Origin of the sequence: Niastella populi, from assembly GCF_002078015.1 — a bacterium.
Taxonomy (GTDB): Bacteria; Bacteroidota; Bacteroidia; order Chitinophagales; family Chitinophagaceae; genus Niastella; species Niastella populi.
In genome coordinates this window covers 107,068-124,884 of the sequence record NZ_LWBP01000167.1, presented here as the reverse complement: position 1 = coordinate 124,884, position 17,817 = coordinate 107,068, and the positions used below count along the sequence as shown (strand labels likewise).

Below are 17,817 nucleotides of genomic sequence, written 5' to 3'. Positions count from 1 at the left end.
AAGTTACATTTTTCCACTATTCTTTCATCATTGTTGATTTTTCCAAAGGAAAACAGGGAGCAGTATAAAGATGCCCAACAGAAGCGTTATGAGCCCGGCGATGGTGCTTACTGCAAATTCAAACCAAAAAGTTGACCGGTCACCCTCCAGCAAAAAAGGCACGAAGCTACAGCATGCGGAAGCAGTAGTGAAAAATATGACCCTGCTTCTTTTGAGCATTACAGCTACGATATTCTTATTGTAGTGCTTTGCGCCGGCCGTATTGAGGTCGTTGATGATAAAAATAGACGTGCTCACTGCCAGGCTTCCCACCATTAGGAATGCAGCAAACCCGCCATCCCCGAAATGGTGATCCGTTAACATAGGTGACAGGAGTATCCCGGTATACGCTATGGGTATCATACAAAGTACATAGAACGGTTGTTTCAGGCTTTCGAATAAAATGCCACATAAGATATAGAATATGAAAACATAAACTAAAAGAATTGCATACCTGCCCGAACCGCCGTTCCGCGAACTGTACGTGTCGGTAAGCAGGGTCGCCGAAAAGCCGATGGGCATTCTGTTCCTAAGGTTATCAAGCTTTCTGTTAATAAACTTACTGCCCATTACACTGTTACCCACATAATCCAATTGTAGTATACAGGAATATTGACGATCCTCTTTCTTTATTGCGGCCGAAACTTTTATTGGTTTAAGTTCACTTACGGCCGACAGCTTTATGAATTGGGTCGGCCCTGTTCGCAATCTGTCGTTCAGAAGACGGAATCTGGAAAAGGAATCGGATCGGATGTCCCGGACATACACCGGAACCAGATCGCCATTTATAGACGCATCTCCGATGCCTGCGTGTTGGCCAGCCACGAATCCACTTTCATCGATCAGCCGGCGCTGGTCTATTCCATAGTAACCAGCAGATGCGGCGTCAACAGCAAGTTCGAAATTTGTGTTGTTGCTGTACGGATTGCTGCGGTCGTAATCGACCTTTATATTGGATATCCGCGAATTTTTAAGCAACGTGTCGGCAAGCGTTTGTTCAAAGCTTTTTAAAGCCGTGTAATTATAGCCGGTCATAATTATCCTGAAATGAGGCAATGGATGCTGCACAGCGGTGGTATACCTGCGGCCGAATCCGGTGATAGTCCAGGTAACTCCCGACTTATAAAGCGAGCGGGAGATCAACCTGTTCTTGAGGTTGTAGGGCAGTATGGTATTGATGTACCGGGGTTTTATGTGTATGGTAATTCTTCCTTCCTGATGGTTTTTGATTACCAGCATATATTTTTGAATGATGGTCAGGGTGTCCAGTTCCTTTTCCAGTTGATGCAGGACCTCATTGATACTGCCTTTTTGCGCATTCGGAGCCAGTGAGCAGTGAATATTTAACACCTTGTCACCGGCAGCTGGGGTATTAAGCGGGGTGCTGGAATTTCGGAGAAAGAAACCAAAAGCGCCGCCTAAAATAGTGTTGGCTACCGGCCTGATCTCTTCCTGGTAGAAGCCGCTTCCAAACGTAGCATTGTACCAGGGATGATTTGGCCACGTGGATGGCATTAGGTCGAGCGGCAGGCCAATCAGGATGATTACACCAGTCGCAAGCCATTTCCGTTTTCCCGCCAAACGGTTAAGCCAATAGGCATACAAAAGCCTAACACGCAGCCTTCGTATATGTGCACGACGATTGGTGATCGCAACCGGAATGGTAGATACGCCTTTGAAAAAATGGTGAATGGAAGGAACAAACCAGTAACAGACCAGAAATGACGCGATCAACGTAAGGGAGATGATGGAGCAGAATGCGCCGGTTTCCGGCCGCTGATTTTGAAAACGCAAATTAAAGAATAAAAGGGCTGTCAATGTGGTAAGCGTCGATACGAACAGGGCCCCGATGATCTTTCTGTTCCTGTTTCTGGAGTAATGGTCTATCATCACCAGGCTATTATCACTTGTTAGCCCGAAGGATACGGAAAACCCGATTATGCTGCCAATTTCAATTGGAATGTGCATAAGGAATGTCAGCAGCAGGGTTATGCAGAAGGTGACCGACAGGCTTAAGATAAGTATGATAGCATTTCTGGCGCCGCCGGAAAATAAAAACAGGAAACCCAGGAAAATGCCGGTCGCTATTGAAAGGCGGCGGTAATTCAGTGAGAGCTCGGCTGAAAGCGGTTCGCTTGCGTCATTTTGAAGTATTACCGAGCAGGACGACCTCTTCCGGGCGGCATATTCGTCCACCGCTTTTCTTACAGTTCGTGATAAAAGAATAGTATTGACTTCCCGGTGACTATAGACGGATACCTGGAGCGCATCTTTCCCATTGATCCTATAGTAGCTATCTATATCTGATTGCGACAGGGTAACGGTGGCAATATCCTTTAAATGCACTAACTGTGTGCCTTCAGTGCTGAGGACGATATTTTCGATGTCATTAATGCTTGTGCTATTACGGACCCATAAAAGATATTTGTAACCTGACTCCGTTTGCACTTCACCGGCACACTTTTCCTTTATCGCATCTTTGAGTGCGGCTGTAATGCGATCGGGGTTCAACCGGTATTGAGTCCAGCGCATTTGATCAACGGAAACCATTAGCTGCGGTTGCCGGCTGCCCTCGACTGTAACCCGGCTAACGCCTTCTATTGCCGAACAAAGTTTATACAGATCGTTTTTTACACGCGCTTCCCTCACAGCAAAATGGTCACGGCCTGCGACTAAATAGGTCAAAAGCGGCTTTTCACCATTTCCATATGGTACTATCTGCGGAAACGAACTTCGGGCCGGAAGTTGTGGGTACAGCCGTCGGAGTATGCTCTGGATCTCGAAAAGCCTTGTAGACATATTGGTCTTCTCTGCGAAGGTCAGGTTCACGATGCTTTCTCCGTAATTGCTTATTGAACTAACCCGCTTCAGGTCGGGTAATTGCGCCAGCATATTCTCCATCCTGGAAGTTATTCCGGCATCTATTAATTCCGGCAGGGTATTGGGCAGGGTGCATCGTATCGATAATTGAGTGGTGGCAGATGGAGGAGAAGGATCTACGTTTAATGATGGAATACTCCACAATGCCGTAACGCATAACGATACAAATAGTAAAACGGTTCTGAAAGGTGAGATAAAGTTTGCCAAACTCCGTTTATTAAAGTTAGTGCTGCTGTTTCCTGTTTCCCGCGCCCGATGAAACCAATTTGGTCATTTCATTCTTTATTATGAAAACCTGATCTGAATGAACTTTCACCGGCATATTCACGATCGTATCGGCAAGCGCCATGGCCCGCACCGTATCCTTCGTTTCAAGATAAAGTTTAACCAGCAGGTACTTAGGATAGAAGGCGCCAGGTACCATATTTGAATTTATCCTGAAGCAGTTCTCCGATGCCTTGTATTGCTTCAGGGACTGATAGCTCAATCCCAGCAGGTTGAGGTTATCTGTTTCAACGGTATTTAATGCAGCATGTTCGAGTACTTTTGAACAATCTGAAAAGAGACCGACGTGGTATAGCATTTCTCCATAATCGTAGGTGAAGGCTACATTGTGGCATAACCCGCGATATATTTCATTGTATTCCCTGATGCCGTCAGTGTCGCCCTCCACTACCGTACCGCGAACACGCTTCCAACGATGAACGTCCAGGCTCCGCTGCGTGAAATAAAGAACGGCCGCCAAACAGAACCCGGCTGCCATTAAACAGGTTACATTCCGAACGAACTTGCTTACACGGATAAGGGAAGCTCCCTCAGTCATATTGCATAAAAAACCAACTTCCAGAAAGACCAGCAAAAGGGTAGTGGTATTTTGCATGGGATAAGAAAACAATGAAAGCAACAACAACGCTGCCAGCGATAATTTTATATAGAAGCCGCGATGGCTGTTTTCCGCTGATATCTTTTGTCTTAGAATAATGATAAGGATCCCTGAAAATGCCAACAGGCCGAAAATGCCGGTTTCCAGATATATGTTGAGATATTCATTGAAGGCTATTCCCACATTGCCTGCCACCTTTCTGAATTCGGCTGTTCCCTTACCCGATCCGAAATAGCCAGCCTGCCAAATGGGGTATACACGGGGGAAACTGGCATAGCCAGATCCTGTCAACGGCTTGTCCCCAAGGTGCCGGGCACTCACCTGCCATATTAATAAACGACCCGTGGCCGACCCTCTTTTGATCGCCATGGAACCTATAAATAGAAGCAACATGGCCAATGCCAGCCATTTATTGGAGATTCGGGTGATCAGGTTTTTTTTCCCGGATCTCTTCCACAGGATCAGCAATAAGACCAACAGCGTTAGAAATGCCGTCCTGGCCTGGGTGATCAGGATCATCGTCAGCGCAATTGAAAGATAGATCGTCACAGTATAAGGCCAAATGGCTTTGTTCCGGAAAGCGTTCATTCTGTATAACACCAACGGAGAAGTGAAGACTAAAAAATTGGCCAGTTGCGACGAGTTGTCGAAACTTCCCTTGCAAGCGATCAACAAGGGGTCCACCCCGGGATGAAACAGCTGGTAAACAAAAAGACAGCATTCCAGTACAAATGCTATCGACAGCAGATCGCCTAACGCCTCCAGAAACAGTAAACCGCCGGATCTTACCATCCAATAAACCAGGTACAACTGCAAAAGTGTTAGCAGGCTCTCGTTTTCAAGGTGATACTTTCCCTGTATAACACTCGAAAACACGCAAATGACCAGGAATAATATGAGGCAAAGGTCAGTCGCCAGCAATTTGCCGGCCGTTCGCCTCCACACCGTTAGGAACAGGAAAAGAATAAAGCCACTGGCCGACAGTATTAAAAAAGAGAGATAAAACCCAACATCTCCTTTTAAGTTATATAAATATGGATTATAAAATAACGATAATAACAATGATGTTGCTGCGATTATAACAGCAATCCGGCTATTGGTTCCAGGTGTCTTTGTGAACAAATAGGGTGTTTTCATGGCATCACTTTGCCTTTCAGGAACAAATAATATTGTTTAGTACCGGGATCAACCGTCAAAAGGATGGGAACAAGGATGTCTCCGTTCTTTCCATAACTATTGTATTCGATCCTGATCTCGCCGGATTCACCGGGAGGAATGGGCGTCTTTGGCCAATCAGCAACAGTGCATTCACAGGTCGCCTTAGCCTCCGTGATCGTAAGTGCACTTTTTGCGGTGTTCGTATAAATGAACTTGTATTTGCCCTGGGTACCCTCACGGATAGTACCGAAGAACAATGTGTCTTTGTCGAAAGAAAGCCCATTCTGCATCGGGGCTGGGGCCTGTTTGTTAAATAGTAATTTCCCAAGGAAATCATACTTGAAATTCAGGAGGCTGAGAATAACGAGTGCTGCGAGAACAGAATAGAATAAGACTTTACTTTTCATTTAATATATCGTTAAATAAAATTATACAGATGTTGCTATCATGTAAGTATGATCGAAAAAATTAGCCAGTGTATTGAAAGTATGTATTTTTTTTATTTAATTTGCTAAGCAAAGATATTTTTTCAATTGTTTATACGACATTTACTGTACAGAATAAATTGTATAAAGTACTATTAAATCCAGAAAGACGGGGCTAACTATTTTAAATCTTAATCATGAATCGTTTAGAAATCCTTTCTAAGCTGGCCTCAGTAATTATTTTTTTAGGCACACTGGGTTATAGCGTCAATGCGCACGCAGGCGAACAACCGGCCCAAACAGTGTACGATTCTTCAACCGGTAGTAGGGTTTGTGTGTGTCATACGATGACCCCTACCTGTGTATGTCCGGAGTGGTAAACTACCGGGCCGCAGTGTGTTGATAATGGAAGAATTTACCATTATAAGTTCTTCACGTGACAGTTTAAATGTAACTGTCCGAACACTCCCTATTTGTATTTGCAGATAATCATTAACTATTTAAATCTTAACTATGAATCGTTTAAAATTCCTTTCTATGGTGGCCTCAGCTATTATTTTTTTAGGCACACTGGGTTATAGCGTCAATGCGCACGCAGAAGAGTCGGTGGGCGGAAGACAATTCCTGCCTCCGCAAGGTTTTTTTTGCGTTTGTCCAATGGTAGAACATTCGTGTGAGTGTTGGATTTAAACCGCCGGATAACGGTGCGTTGGAAAAATTGCTTTATTTATTTCAACCTGCAAAGCGATGAAGATCATTTAAAAATTTGAATGGAGCCCTGGATATTCACTAACAAAAAAAACTATATCAAACATGCGTAAATTCAAAAAAACAGCATTGGTAGCGGCAGCCATGATCGTTGGCGTTAGCATCTTTTCATCTATAAGAGCTTATGCTTCAGAACACCCCGGTTCAAAAGTTTCCAGTGGGCCACTTGTTACATGTACCTGCGTGAATTCTGAAAATTCTTGTCAATGCTTTTATTAATTTAAACATTTTAAATCTTAACTATGAATCGTGTAAAATTTCTTTCTATTCTGGGCTCAGCCATTATTTTTTTAGGCGCCCTGGGTTATAGCGTTAGTGCTCATGCAACGGAACTAAATGGCGGGAAATATTGGGATTCGTCAAAACAAGACTGGGGATGTAGTTGCCCAAGCACATCAACTGGCTGTTACTGCCAGGTGTAAATTACCGGGTGTAATTACCTGTTCTTAACAATCTAACGGGCTCCATTCATATAAAATGCAAACTCATTTATGAATTTGCATTTTATATCTTATTGCGTTGCCGTAAAAATCACCACTATTTCATGTTCAACAGTAGAAGTACTTTTATTATCCTGTGCTGGTTCTCCGTACTGGCCTTATCTTGCCATACTGGTGTTCAGCACCCAGTCTTGCCAAAATTCACTTTCCAGGTCATTGATTCATTTTCCACAACGCTTAAAGGGGCAGAGATCGTAGGTATCGAAGTAAACAGGAACACCTCTAACCTTCTTTGGTTAGACAACCGCATGGGCAGCACCGTTTATGAAACAGATAACCATGGTAACATATTACATCATTTTGCGCCGCTGGGCGAAGGTCCTGATAAAATAGGCGCTATGATCAGCAACATAGGATATTTTTCAGACTCCACTGTGATTATCAGTGCAGAAAGGGGCTATTATATCTGCGATATGGATGGCCATATTCTCAGGAAGTTCGGCCCTGAAAATCCGGAGACGGTGGCAGGCTATGAAAAAAAGCTCAGGTGGTTCCGAAACACCCAGGGCGATACGATCGCCGCCTCTGTTTTCAGAAGCCCCTTATCTTACGATTTTCTCGTTGATAATACGGCCGGCAGCAAAAAATTTATCGACGACATCAGGTACCTGACCCTGCAGAACATGAATACCGGCCATTATGATCTGAAGTTCGGTTTTGAAAAGGGCGGTCTTCATAAGCAATATAAATATGACTTCCGGGAGCGGGCATTGTTCGAATACCTGCCGCTCAAACGATCGTTCTACCTGATCTATGCACCCGACCCAAACATCTATGTTTATTCAGACAGCAACGGGTTCACTGTTCCGCAAACCATTCCCATGTACCTGGATCATTTCCAAATGCCTATAAAATACAAAATAGGAGAGAAGGGCAGAAACAGGGACTATAACCGGTCAGTGATCGTCAATTCAGCCCTTGACAACCTGTATGCAGGCGACAGTTCTTTGCTGCTCTCTTATCGTACAGGCATGCCAGCGAGCGCTTATGACAAGGAGATAACTACAAATGAAAAGGCTGCCAGTGTATTTGGTAAATATGTGCACTATTACTGCGTCTTGTTCCAAAATAACCGGCAGGTATCCGGCGAAATAGAAATGCCGCTGCATTGTTACCAGGTGGCCTTCTATAAATCACCCGATTATGTAGTTCTTTCCTATAAAAATTTCAATGAGCCGGAGGAAGGCAATAACAAATATTATGTGTGCAGGCTGGTACATTGATCCTGCTTCATTAGCGAAAATTATCTATGAAAATATTCAACTACCGTTTAGCCTTTTTTTTCTTTTTTAGTTTGGTGGCCGCTTGTAATGAAGCGCATAACCACCAGGCCGTTATATTGGCGCATCCTGAGAAGTTTTCAGATACGGCTTCTTTCGTTTTACAAATTGACTCCGTAAGTACAATCGCTGATACTTTTGCCAGCGAAAATGCTTCGGCGACGGCAAGCTTTTATGATAGAAAAACGGATGAACTGCTGTATTACCTGTATAACCACACATCCGGAGAGCTGAGGATTTATTCCCTGACAACTAAAAGGTTTCTCAAAGGCATAGCATTGAAAAAAGATGGCGCCACATCTATTGGCAATCTGCAGGCCCTCTTTTGCAATACAGCCGACAGCATATTTATACTCGACGAAGCTTATATTGCCCTCATCGATTCAACTGGTACTATAAAGACGCGATGGCCAATTAATGAACGGGGGGCGCGTACACAGCCTTTTTTCGAAAAATACGTTTTCTATACCCGTCCGCCTTCGATCTTTCACTACGACAAGTCGACCCGGTGTATCTATGTGCAGGCCTATGAACGTGCGGAATTCGATCCGAAGAGTGGGTTCAAGACCAAAGAAAGCCCCGGCAGAACCGGTTTTATAGCGAAGTACGACCTTGCTGCCAAACGGCCTGATATGCTGCCGGTGAGCTATGCTGCCCAATACAGCACGAATTACTATGGCAATATGTTACAGCCGAGTGTGAATTTCATCCATGCCGGGCAGAACTGTATTTCCTATATTTTTCCTGTTTCACCGGGCGTTTATACACAACAACTGAACAGTGACACGGCGAATGAATATGCCTGTCTTTCTTCGATAAGCACCAATTCAGTGGAGCCCCTCACCTGGGACGACATCGATAACGAAGACCTGAAAGTGAGACACTTTCACCGGAATGTAAATTTCTGCCGGCTGGTATACACAGATAGTCCGGCCTGCTACTACAGGTTTCATTACGATAAAATGGATAGCGGTGACAATGACTTTCAGAATGTTTATGCTAAAAAGAAGTTATTTCTTACCGTTATAGACAACCATTTTAGCATCTGTAAGGAATTGTCGATGCCCATTAGGAATATTCACACCTTAGCCGCTTTTTCCGCAAAAGGAACGGTTTATATTCCTATGGTCGACCCACTTAGAAGAAAACGAAATTTTTTACAATTCCTGACATTAAAAATCGATAAAAAATGAATCTTAAAAGGATAGCCATTTTTGTGCTGATGACGCTTGTTTTCTGTCAATGCAGGAACGAAAGTAATCCTGCCGGGCTGGCCTATTACGCAAACCTGAAAAGTACGCTCGAGACAGAATATAACATATCTATCGGTAATGAGAAGAATATGGTCGTTTTTGTTTTGCATTCCGACACTATCTGTTCCTGCAACGGAAAGAATGTGTCTATGGTAGATGAAATTGCGAGAAAGCACCCCGATTATAAGACTGTTGTCATCCTGAAAAACGACTTCACGAACAAAATTCGTGACATGATCCATACCGGGAATGTAACTTTTTGTAGTGACACGACGAAAGTATTGGAAAAGAACGGAAACGTTTTTAGGTTCGACAAGCTTTTTTCTGTCCGAAACGGGGCTTATGACAACATGTTCGATCTGGAAGACAAAGACGTCAGGCAGATCCGTGACTATTTCAATCTGTAGCAAAACAAAATAATGCTTTCCCTTATTACAAAGTTACCCGCCGGCATACGTCTGACAGTGCTTTTAATATATCCGTTGGTCTTCCAGTTTTGTACCGGTGGAGGCGGGGCCACGTCCGCTGAAAGCCCCCCGTTCACTGACAGTGCCTTTGCCGGCAAGTTGAACGATACTATCCGTGTCACAACCAGATATTGTGTTCCGGAAGATTTTATCTATGTGGTTGAGGCATATGGAAAACTGCGGAGATCGGGTGGCCAATTGCAGGCATTTACGGGCATTCTGGAATCAGACTTCAGGTATATTAAGTCAGGCCAGAAGGTGACAGTGAAGATATTGGGTTCGGCTGACGAAGTGCAGGGACAGGTAGCGGATATTGGTAAGTACGTGGACGATAACGGGATAATTAATGTGAGGATAACGCTAAGCAGTCAGCGTGATCTATTGGCCGGAATGAACATCGTGGCCTCGATCAGGAATTCGATACCCGGCCGGCTTATAGTTCCAAGGGAAGCTGTTATTGTTCATGGCGACAGCACGGTAGTCTTTACGATCAGAGAGGGAAAAAGTGTTTGGAATTATGTTGCCCTGGGAAAAGACAATGGCCGCGAGGTTGAAGTACTCAGGGGACTAAAGCCGGGCGACAAGGTAATCATCAGCAATAATATTGAATTGACACAGGATTCACCGGTAAAAGAATGATAAGATACCTCATCCATCGCCCTATAGCTGTGCTGTTAAGCTTCTTTTCGCTGATCCTGGCTGGTCTGTTTCTTGCCGGAAGGGTCCCTGTGTCTTTGTTGCCGGAAATGGAGGTGCCAAAGATCATCGTAAAGGTACATTATCCGGGCAACTCAGCAGGCTTCATAGAGCAGCGTGCGGGCAGCATCATAAGAGAAGGCCTTGTGAGCGTAAAAGGGCTAAGCAACCTGGAATCTTGTAGCAGTGACGGATATGCGGTAATTGAACTTTCTTTTGAATTCGGCACAAAGATGGCGGAGGCTTATATGGAAGTTAATGAAAAGATCGACCGCCTTCTGCCCAACCTGCCGTCCGGTATGCCTCGCCCTGACGTTATCAGGGTAAACCCTACTGACATCCCCGTCGTCCGCATCCAGGTTACCCCCGTCAGGGAAGCAGATTTCAAAGAAGTTTCCGATCTGTCTGAAAAGGTAATAAAGGGCCGCCTGGCCAGGCTGCCCGGGGTTGCCACAGTAGACATAAATGGTTCGATCTCAGGTTTCGTAGCAGTAGAGGTGCATGAACAGGCACTTAACGCGTTGAAACTACAAAGGAAGGACATAGAGCAGGCGATCAAAGATGCCGTGCCTGCAATAGGGGAGTTGCGCGTTACCGAAGGTCAATATTCCTACTTCGTGCGGCTTGGCCAGCCTTCCACTGGAAGTGAAGACATTTCCCGGTTGCCCGTGAAGGTTGGAAATGGCGGTGTCATCCGGCTGGAGGATGTTGCTACCATCAAAACTGAACTTGCAACGGACGAAGGTTACCATCTTTATAATGGAAACAGATCAGTTGTCCTTACCGTTCAAAAACAACCGGATGCCAAAATGAACGAGCTTATACGCTCGATAAAGGGATTGATGGAAGATTGCACTAAGGAATATCCAAAAGCCCGTTTCGCATTAAGCCGCGACCAGTCGTACCTGATAGAAGCAGGTATCAGCAATCTTTATCAGGATGTGATCATCGGCGGCATGTTCACGATCGCCATCCTGTTCCTTTTCCTGGGAAATTTTATACCCCCGTTTTTGATGGCCATAAACATTCCTATCTCTCTTGCCATAACATTCATCTTTTTCCATCTGTTCGATATTTCGTTCAATATCATTTCTTTGTCGGGCCTGGCGCTTGGAGTGGGAATGCTGATTGATAACAGCATCGTCGTAATTGACAGCATTTCAAGAAAAAGGAGCGCAGCAATTAATATAATGGATGCCGCGGTAGAAGGCACAAATACAGTAGTGGTGCCGGTAACGAGCCAGGTGCTCACCACTGTTGCCGTGTATGCCCCGCTGATATTGATGGATGGGATGGCCTCAAAACTGATCTTCGATCAAAGTCTTGCATTAACCATTTCCCTTGGGGTATCGCTTGCTGTTGCTTTTATTTTAACGCCTTTGTTATACCGGTTGCTCTCTGTTGTAGAAAAAAAGCAACGGAAAAATGATACGTTCGTGTTTAGCTGGATAGCTCAGGGGTACCACCGGATGATCGACCGGGTGCTGAAGAAGAAAAGATTGTACATGATCGTTACCATGGCCTTTATGCCAATAGGATTTATACTGGTAAGGTTTATCCCTGTCAGAACATTGCCTCGCATCGAAGAAACGAAGGGCCTGGCAACATTCGACTGGAATGGCCCTGTCGGTGTAAACGAAAACCTGAAACGGATCAAAACTATTCTGCAGTTGATAAAGCAGCAAACAATGCTCACGGAATCAGACATAGGTATTAGTAAATATGGGTCTCAACCGGAAAATGGAAACGTCCAATATGCCAGTATATATTTTGAGTGCAGGTCGGAAAATGAAAAGATGGCCGTCAATGAAATGATTGCCCAATGGATGAAAGCCAATCACCCCAAATCCTTTTTCGCTACTGAAGACGCGCCTAATGGCTTTACGCAGGTGTTTGCCAGCTCCGTTCCTTACTTTGAGGTCAGAATCCGCTCTGGAGACCATAACATCGGGGAAGGAAATGTGGCGGGCTTTGTAAGGCGTCTTAAAGCGTTGGGTTTCATTCCTGGCAAAGGCTTGCTGGAGGAAAAAAAGCTGGTGGCTGCCCTCGACTACGAAAAAATGGCCGTATATGGCGTTGATGTTGAAACCGTGGAACATGCGCTTTCGACCCTCTATGGCCATTATGCAATTCCGGGAACTACAGCAGGCCCGATGGCCGAAGCGATTCATTTGACAGGCGATCAAAAAGTTTTGTCGTCTACAGTTCGTGGGAACTCCGGCACGATCTATCCTATCAGGGAATTTTTTAATTTTCGGTATGAGGTCGATTCAAAATTCATTACGGCCGACAGGAACGGGCGATACGTGTCGCTTCAATACGACCGCGTTACTGATGCCGCCTCTATGAAACATAAATTGGAATCATTGGCTTCCCGTAGTAAGATACAAATCGACTTTAATGGGCAGTTCGTTGAAAGCTCTTCGCGCATATGGAGTATGGTGAAAATATTCTGCATTGTTCTGTTCCTCCTTTATATTATTTTGGCTTATGAATATGAAGACCTGCTGCAGCCATTGATCGTAATGATGACCATACCCCTGGGTGTTTCCGGAGCGTTGTTATTGCTGTATGTGTCCGGTGCCTCACTGGATGTTATGGCCCTTATCGGGCTCATCGTGGTCCTTGGTCTCATTGTAGACGATCCAATACTGAAAGTTGAAACTTTAAACAGTTTGAGGAGCAAGTATATGGCGCAGGGGGCCCGTTTTGACGAGCAGCTCCTGAAAAAGATCATATACGAAGCGGGCGATATCTGCCTGAAGCCTTTGTTAATGGTTTCGCTTACCACGTCCGTCGCCCTAATCCCTGTGTTTTTTGTCAGGGGTATCGGCAACGACCTTCAGAAGCCGTTGGCCCTTGTTATCATCGGCGGCCTCACTATCGGTACCTTTTTTACGACGTGGTTCGTACCACTGTCTTATTGGTATCTCATTAAAATACGTAAGTTTAAGAAATGACTATGATAAAACACTATATCCTTATCGCCCGCCGACATTTAGTAAAGAACAGGCTTCTTAGTTTTATCAATATTTCCGGGCTTTCATTGGGCATCACCGCATGCCTGTTGATGGTATCCTATGTGACGCATGAAATGACCTTCGACAAATTTATTACGCATGCCGATCGGGTCTTTCTTATGTGCGTGCGGGCTAAAGTGGGGGTCGACTCGCTTGATATTCCTTATATGAATTATTCTTCCGGGCCTGTTATAACGCAGGCTGACCCAAGAGTGGAATCATTTCAGCGCACTTTTACTCCGTATTCGGCAGTTACGATAGCAGATCCGCTAAGGGTAGAAATGAAATTCAGGGAAAAGAACGTTTTATTCGCCGACAGCAGCTTCTTTCGTTTTTTCCCCTTTAAATTAAGATCAGGCAATGTAAGCACCGCATTATCAGAGCCGCTTACTATGGTCATCTCTCGCAAGGCTGCTTATAAATATTTTGGCGACGCAGATCCCATAGGAAAGACGCTGCAATATGACAATAAATATTTGTTTCAGATCACGGGCGTCGCGGAAGAGCCTCCCTCCAATTCAAGTATCCGGTTCGATTTCGTAGCATCTATGGAATCCCTGAGAACAATGAAGGCTACGCATAGCATGAACGCTCCTTCCCGGCAGATCGGGTACGGGGAATTTGCGACTTGGCTGCTTTTAAGGAACGGGCAGGATAAGCAGGCTGTGCAGACAGTCATCCAGCAGGTTTATGAACAGGACAGGGAGCCTTCTTCACCGGTGGATCGATATTATCTTACCGGGTTGAAAGACTATCACTTTAACAACAAGTTTCACGACACCTCGAATTCTCAGTACCTCATGGTTTTTTCGCTGGTGGCTATTTTAGTATTGCTGCTGGCGCTGGTGAATTACATGAGCCTGGCTACAGCCGATTCCTCGATCCGCAGCAAGGAAATAGGTGTCAGGAAAATAGCGGGGGCCAGCGCTCCGGCGATCAGGGTTCAATTTTATGTGGAGTCTGCCTTGTATTCGCTCATCGCTTTTTCAACGGCCCTTTTGATCGTGCTGATATTCGGCGGGAAGATCTTCAGCATGATGGGTTTGACTATCGACTTTGAATTTTTATTGAGCCCATTTCTCCTTTCCCTTTTCGTGCTGTTATTCATCTTTACTACTTTGATAGCGGGCTTTTATCCTTCTCTGGTGTTATCGAAACTTAATCCGCAGGCCATTCTTGGCGGCAGCGGAGTGTTCAGGAACAACAGTGCACTGGTACGGGAGTTCTTTACGGTTTTCCAGTTCAGCCTGGCGGTGGCCCTGATCATCTTTTGCTTAACGGTGAATTCGCAGGTCCACTTTTTCCGGCACATGTCTACGGGCGTCGCCAGGCAGAATGTTATTATGATACCGATGGACGACTCGAGTGTCAACCATTTTGGGGCGTTCAGCCGCGAAATATCAGCCATTCCGGGTGTAAAACATACGGCTATAGCCAGATATCCGCTGTACGGGGGGATAGACCGTTTTCCTGCATCGGCTATCAATTCCGAACCAATTCAGTTGTCTGTTATTTTAGTAGATCAGCATTTTATCCCATTGCTCGAACTTCAGTGGAAACAACGGCCTGCCGATCCGTTTTATTACAGACAGGCGAAAAGGATCCTTCTAAACGAGGCGGCCGCAAAAAGATTCAAATTCCAACAAGATGCCATTGGCCAGAATTTACAGGTATTCGGTGACACCTATTTGAAAGTTTCAGGGGTACTTAACGATTTTGTTTTTACCAACCTGAAATCGGCCATTGAACCCCTTGGATTGATCGTAAAGGGTGATTCTTCGTTTTCCTGGGCTAAAGGCGGCGATGCGTGTCTCTTTATAAAAGCCGAGAAGGGTACCAATTTGCCTAAATTATTGTCGGCTGTTAAAACAACTTATGCAAAATACAACAATACCACTCCTTTTAGTTTTGAGTTTCTTGACGATGTGTTCGATTCACAATACAAAGCCGAACAGCGACTGGAGAAAGTGCTGAATATTTGTACCATCCTAATTATTTTTATTGCCTCCATGGGCCTTTTCGGGTTAATGTATTTCAATGTAAATCGAAAACTTAAAGAGATCAGCGTTCGGAAAGTGCTGGGAGCGAACCGGGTAACCATAGTGGTGCTTATGTGCAGGAAATTGTTTGCTATAATAGGCTTGTCCATTTTAATAGGAAGTCCCATAGCATGGTATATTGCAGATAGCTGGCTGCAGGATTTCCCATACCACGTTCAGGTAGGGTGGGAAATTTTTATGGTCACTATCCTCGGCACGCTGCTCATTTCATTCATTACAATTCTAATGCAGGTAATGCGGGCTGTGAATGCCAGTCCTGTCAAAAACCTTAAGAATTGAACGATCTGACTGTGCAGGGTTGTAAGTATTCACCCGTGTACTTAAATGATATTAAAGTCTAATCTATATTTCAAGCTAATGAAGCGTCTTATCCTGTTTGTTTTTTATAGCAGCATGCTGCTGATTTCCTGTAAATCCAAAGATTACAGATCCGTAATAGCGCAATACAATGGAAATGCTTCGGATAGCCTCAAACTACAGGCGGCCAGGTTCCTTGTTGAAAATGCAAGCGGGCAGGAATCGCTCGATACTGCTTCGATGGTTAAAAACGATAAGGTTTTTTACTTTCTTGATTCCATTGTTCAAAAAAACGCAACGGAGGAGCGGGATGAAAAGGGCGAGCTGAGAAATGGAAAGATCAAAATACCCGATGATTACAGAGGTATATTAGATGGGTTTGTCAATAGTCATCCAGATCTGCTACTACCCGTAACGCCAAAATACATTTCCGACACGGCTACCCTCACGCGCAGCTTCTTAAATAATAACATCGATGAGGCATTTTGGGCCTGGCAAAATTTACCGTGGTCAAAAGAAGTTCCTTTTGATATTTTTAAAGAATATATACTGCCCTACAAAGTTATAAATACATATTGGGAAGGCACCAGGCAATACTTTATGGAAAAGTATAAGCACATAATAGATTCTTCGGAAAAGAAGAGTTTATATGAAGTAAGCGAAATAATAAGAAAGGATATTCATTTGTGGTTTAAGGAAGATGGCGAAGCGTCGAGGATCTGGCCTTTTCTTATGCCTATGTCTTTCAGGAATATAGTAAGGGGTAAACTTGGTAACTGTTTTGAGGCTACGGCTATACGCACATCTGCTATGCGGGCCATGGGTATTCCGGTAGCATTTGAATCAGTGCCGCAATGGGGAAATGTTAGCAGCGGTACCCATTATTTCTATACCGTTCTTGATCCTAAAAGCGACACGATTACAAAATTGATCGATAATGCCAATATTTACCGGGATACACGGTATATCGTGGAAGGGTCGAGCTATGTGGCAAAACTGGAATGGGTGCCAAAAGATATGCCTGTACTTTATAATAAAACAATTCCCAAAATTTATAGAAAATGTTTTAGCAGGCAGGCCAATAGTTTGGCCGCAATAAAAGCGCCTGACGATCAGGTGCCCGAGTTTTTTAATGACAACCATCTGATGGACGTTACCAGGAAATACGTTGAAGCCGCAGATGTGAAACTTACTTTACTGAATGCCCAAAAACACAAGTATGCCTACCTGTGTATTTTCAATCCTAAAGGGTGGGAACCCGTACAATGGACAAAAGTGGAAGGAGACAGTGTGATCTTTAAAGATATGGGTAAAAATATCGTTTATCTGCCTGCATACTTTAAAAATGATCTGCTTATACCCGCTGGTCCTGCATTTTTATTGCAAATGAATGGCTTACCTAAATTTTTGGTTCCAACAATAAATAAAAGTGATCTCAAACTTACCAGGAAATTCAGATTCTCTTCTCATAATGCAATGAATGCCATGGAGTGTTTTGCCGGACGATTTCAGGGCTGCAATGATCTCGGGCTGATGGACACCGTGAATTTGTATACCAATAATACTTTCAAACATAAAATGACTGAAGTATTGCTAAATAACACCGGGAAATTTAGATACCTGTTATTCCAGTTTTCCGGCATTGGAAATGCCTCAATTGCTGAAATAGAGTTTTGGGGTATTGTTGATGGAAAGGAACAAAAGTTAACAGGAACGATCTTCGGTAATAAAGGAAAGTACAGTAAAGAAACAGAAAAAGCCTTTGATGGCAATAGAGACTCCTATTTTTTTAAAGATGCAGGCGGACCGACATATATCGGAATCGATTTAGGACAAAATAAAAGGGCGCAGATCACAAGAATACGGTACTGTCCGCGTAACGATACAAATGATGTTTTACCTGGTGATACCTATGAATTATTTATCTGGAACAATGAATGGGTCTCTTTAGGAACAAAGACAGGTGTAGATTTTCAACCATTAACGTTCAATGCTCCTCAGGGAGGAATATACTGGTTGAGAGACAGGACAAAAGGTAAAGAAGAAAGAATCTTTACTTATGAAAATGGTAAACAGTTTTTTTGGTAAAAA

General features: G+C 44.2%; 11 protein-coding genes. 8 read left to right on the top strand and 3 right to left on the bottom strand.

Annotated elements, in window-relative coordinates; translation table 11 throughout:
• Positions 1-27: 27 nt before the first annotated feature.
• From A4R26_RS14735 to A4R26_RS14725, 3 genes are read right to left on the bottom strand one after another with little or no spacing between them, the layout of a single operon-like run.
• Positions 28-3,126, bottom strand: coding sequence for an efflux RND transporter permease subunit (locus A4R26_RS14735; RefSeq protein ID WP_081164516.1), 3,099 nt, complete (start codon positions 3,124-3,126; stop codon positions 28-30).
• Positions 3,127-3,142: 16 nt separating this feature from the next.
• Positions 3,143-4,939, bottom strand: a complete 1,797-nt coding sequence (locus A4R26_RS14730) for an O-antigen ligase family protein (RefSeq protein ID WP_081164515.1) — start codon at positions 4,937-4,939, stop codon at positions 3,143-3,145.
• Positions 4,936-5,367, bottom strand: a complete 432-nt coding sequence (locus A4R26_RS14725; protein ID WP_081164514.1) for a DUF1573 domain-containing protein — start codon at positions 5,365-5,367, stop codon at positions 4,936-4,938. Before A4R26_RS14725 ends, A4R26_RS14730 begins: the two co-directional genes overlap by 4 nt.
• A gap of 215 nt (positions 5,368-5,582) precedes the next feature.
• Between A4R26_RS14725 and A4R26_RS34630 the strand changes: the two genes are divergently transcribed.
• The 8 genes from A4R26_RS34630 to A4R26_RS14690 all read left to right on the top strand — a co-directional run bounded on the left by A4R26_RS34630 (position 5,583) and on the right by A4R26_RS14690 (position 17,814).
• Positions 5,583-5,765 (top strand): hypothetical protein, encoded by a 183-nt coding sequence (locus tag A4R26_RS34630; RefSeq protein ID WP_133054676.1) that lies wholly within the window; start codon positions 5,583-5,585, stop codon positions 5,763-5,765.
• Between the two features lie 1,019 nt (positions 5,766-6,784).
• Positions 6,785-7,876, top strand: coding sequence for a hypothetical protein (locus tag A4R26_RS14720; protein ID WP_133054675.1), 1,092 nt, complete (start codon positions 6,785-6,787; stop codon positions 7,874-7,876).
• 26 nt (positions 7,877-7,902) lie between these two features.
• Positions 7,903-9,126, top strand: a complete 1,224-nt coding sequence (locus A4R26_RS14715) for a DUF4221 family protein (protein WP_081164512.1) — start codon at positions 7,903-7,905, stop codon at positions 9,124-9,126.
• Positions 9,123-9,593, top strand: a complete 471-nt coding sequence (locus A4R26_RS14710; RefSeq protein ID WP_081164511.1) for a hypothetical protein — start codon at positions 9,123-9,125, stop codon at positions 9,591-9,593. Before A4R26_RS14715 ends, A4R26_RS14710 begins: the two co-directional genes overlap by 4 nt.
• A gap of 12 nt (positions 9,594-9,605) precedes the next feature.
• Positions 9,606-10,292, top strand: coding sequence for an efflux RND transporter periplasmic adaptor subunit (locus tag A4R26_RS14705; RefSeq protein WP_081164510.1), 687 nt, complete (start codon positions 9,606-9,608; stop codon positions 10,290-10,292).
• Positions 10,289-13,309, top strand: coding sequence for an efflux RND transporter permease subunit (locus A4R26_RS14700; RefSeq protein WP_081164509.1), 3,021 nt, complete (start codon positions 10,289-10,291; stop codon positions 13,307-13,309). Before A4R26_RS14705 ends, A4R26_RS14700 begins: the two co-directional genes overlap by 4 nt.
• Complete coding sequence (locus tag A4R26_RS14695; RefSeq protein WP_081164508.1) at positions 13,306-15,708, top strand: ABC transporter permease; 2,403 nt, start codon at positions 13,306-13,308, stop codon at positions 15,706-15,708. Before A4R26_RS14700 ends, A4R26_RS14695 begins: the two co-directional genes overlap by 4 nt.
• A gap of 78 nt (positions 15,709-15,786) precedes the next feature.
• Positions 15,787-17,814 (top strand): discoidin domain-containing protein, encoded by a 2,028-nt coding sequence (locus tag A4R26_RS14690; RefSeq protein WP_081164507.1) that lies wholly within the window; start codon positions 15,787-15,789, stop codon positions 17,812-17,814.
• The last annotated feature ends 3 nt before the right edge of the window (positions 17,815-17,817 follow it).

Excerpts from the sequence above, each read along its gene's own strand:
- A4R26_RS34630 (WP_133054676.1), top strand. The coding sequence starts at position 5,583 with ATGAATCGTTTAGAAATCCTTTCTAAGCTGGCCTCAGTAATTATTTTT.
- A4R26_RS14695 (WP_081164508.1), top strand. The coding sequence starts at position 13,306 with ATGACTATGATAAAACACTATATCCTTATCGCCCGCCGACATTTAGTA.
- A4R26_RS14705 (WP_081164510.1), top strand. The coding sequence starts at position 9,606 with ATGCTTTCCCTTATTACAAAGTTACCCGCCGGCATACGTCTGACAGTG.
- A4R26_RS14690 (WP_081164507.1), top strand. The coding sequence starts at position 15,787 with ATGAAGCGTCTTATCCTGTTTGTTTTTTATAGCAGCATGCTGCTGATT.
- A4R26_RS14710 (WP_081164511.1), top strand. The coding sequence starts at position 9,123 with ATGAATCTTAAAAGGATAGCCATTTTTGTGCTGATGACGCTTGTTTTC.
- A4R26_RS14725 (WP_081164514.1), bottom strand. The coding sequence starts at position 5,367 with ATGAAAAGTAAAGTCTTATTCTATTCTGTTCTCGCAGCACTCGTTATT.
- A4R26_RS14730 (WP_081164515.1), bottom strand. The coding sequence starts at position 4,939 with ATGAAAACACCCTATTTGTTCACAAAGACACCTGGAACCAATAGCCGG.
- A4R26_RS14700 (WP_081164509.1), top strand. The coding sequence starts at position 10,289 with ATGATAAGATACCTCATCCATCGCCCTATAGCTGTGCTGTTAAGCTTC.
- A4R26_RS14715 (WP_081164512.1), top strand. The coding sequence starts at position 7,903 with ATGAAAATATTCAACTACCGTTTAGCCTTTTTTTTCTTTTTTAGTTTG.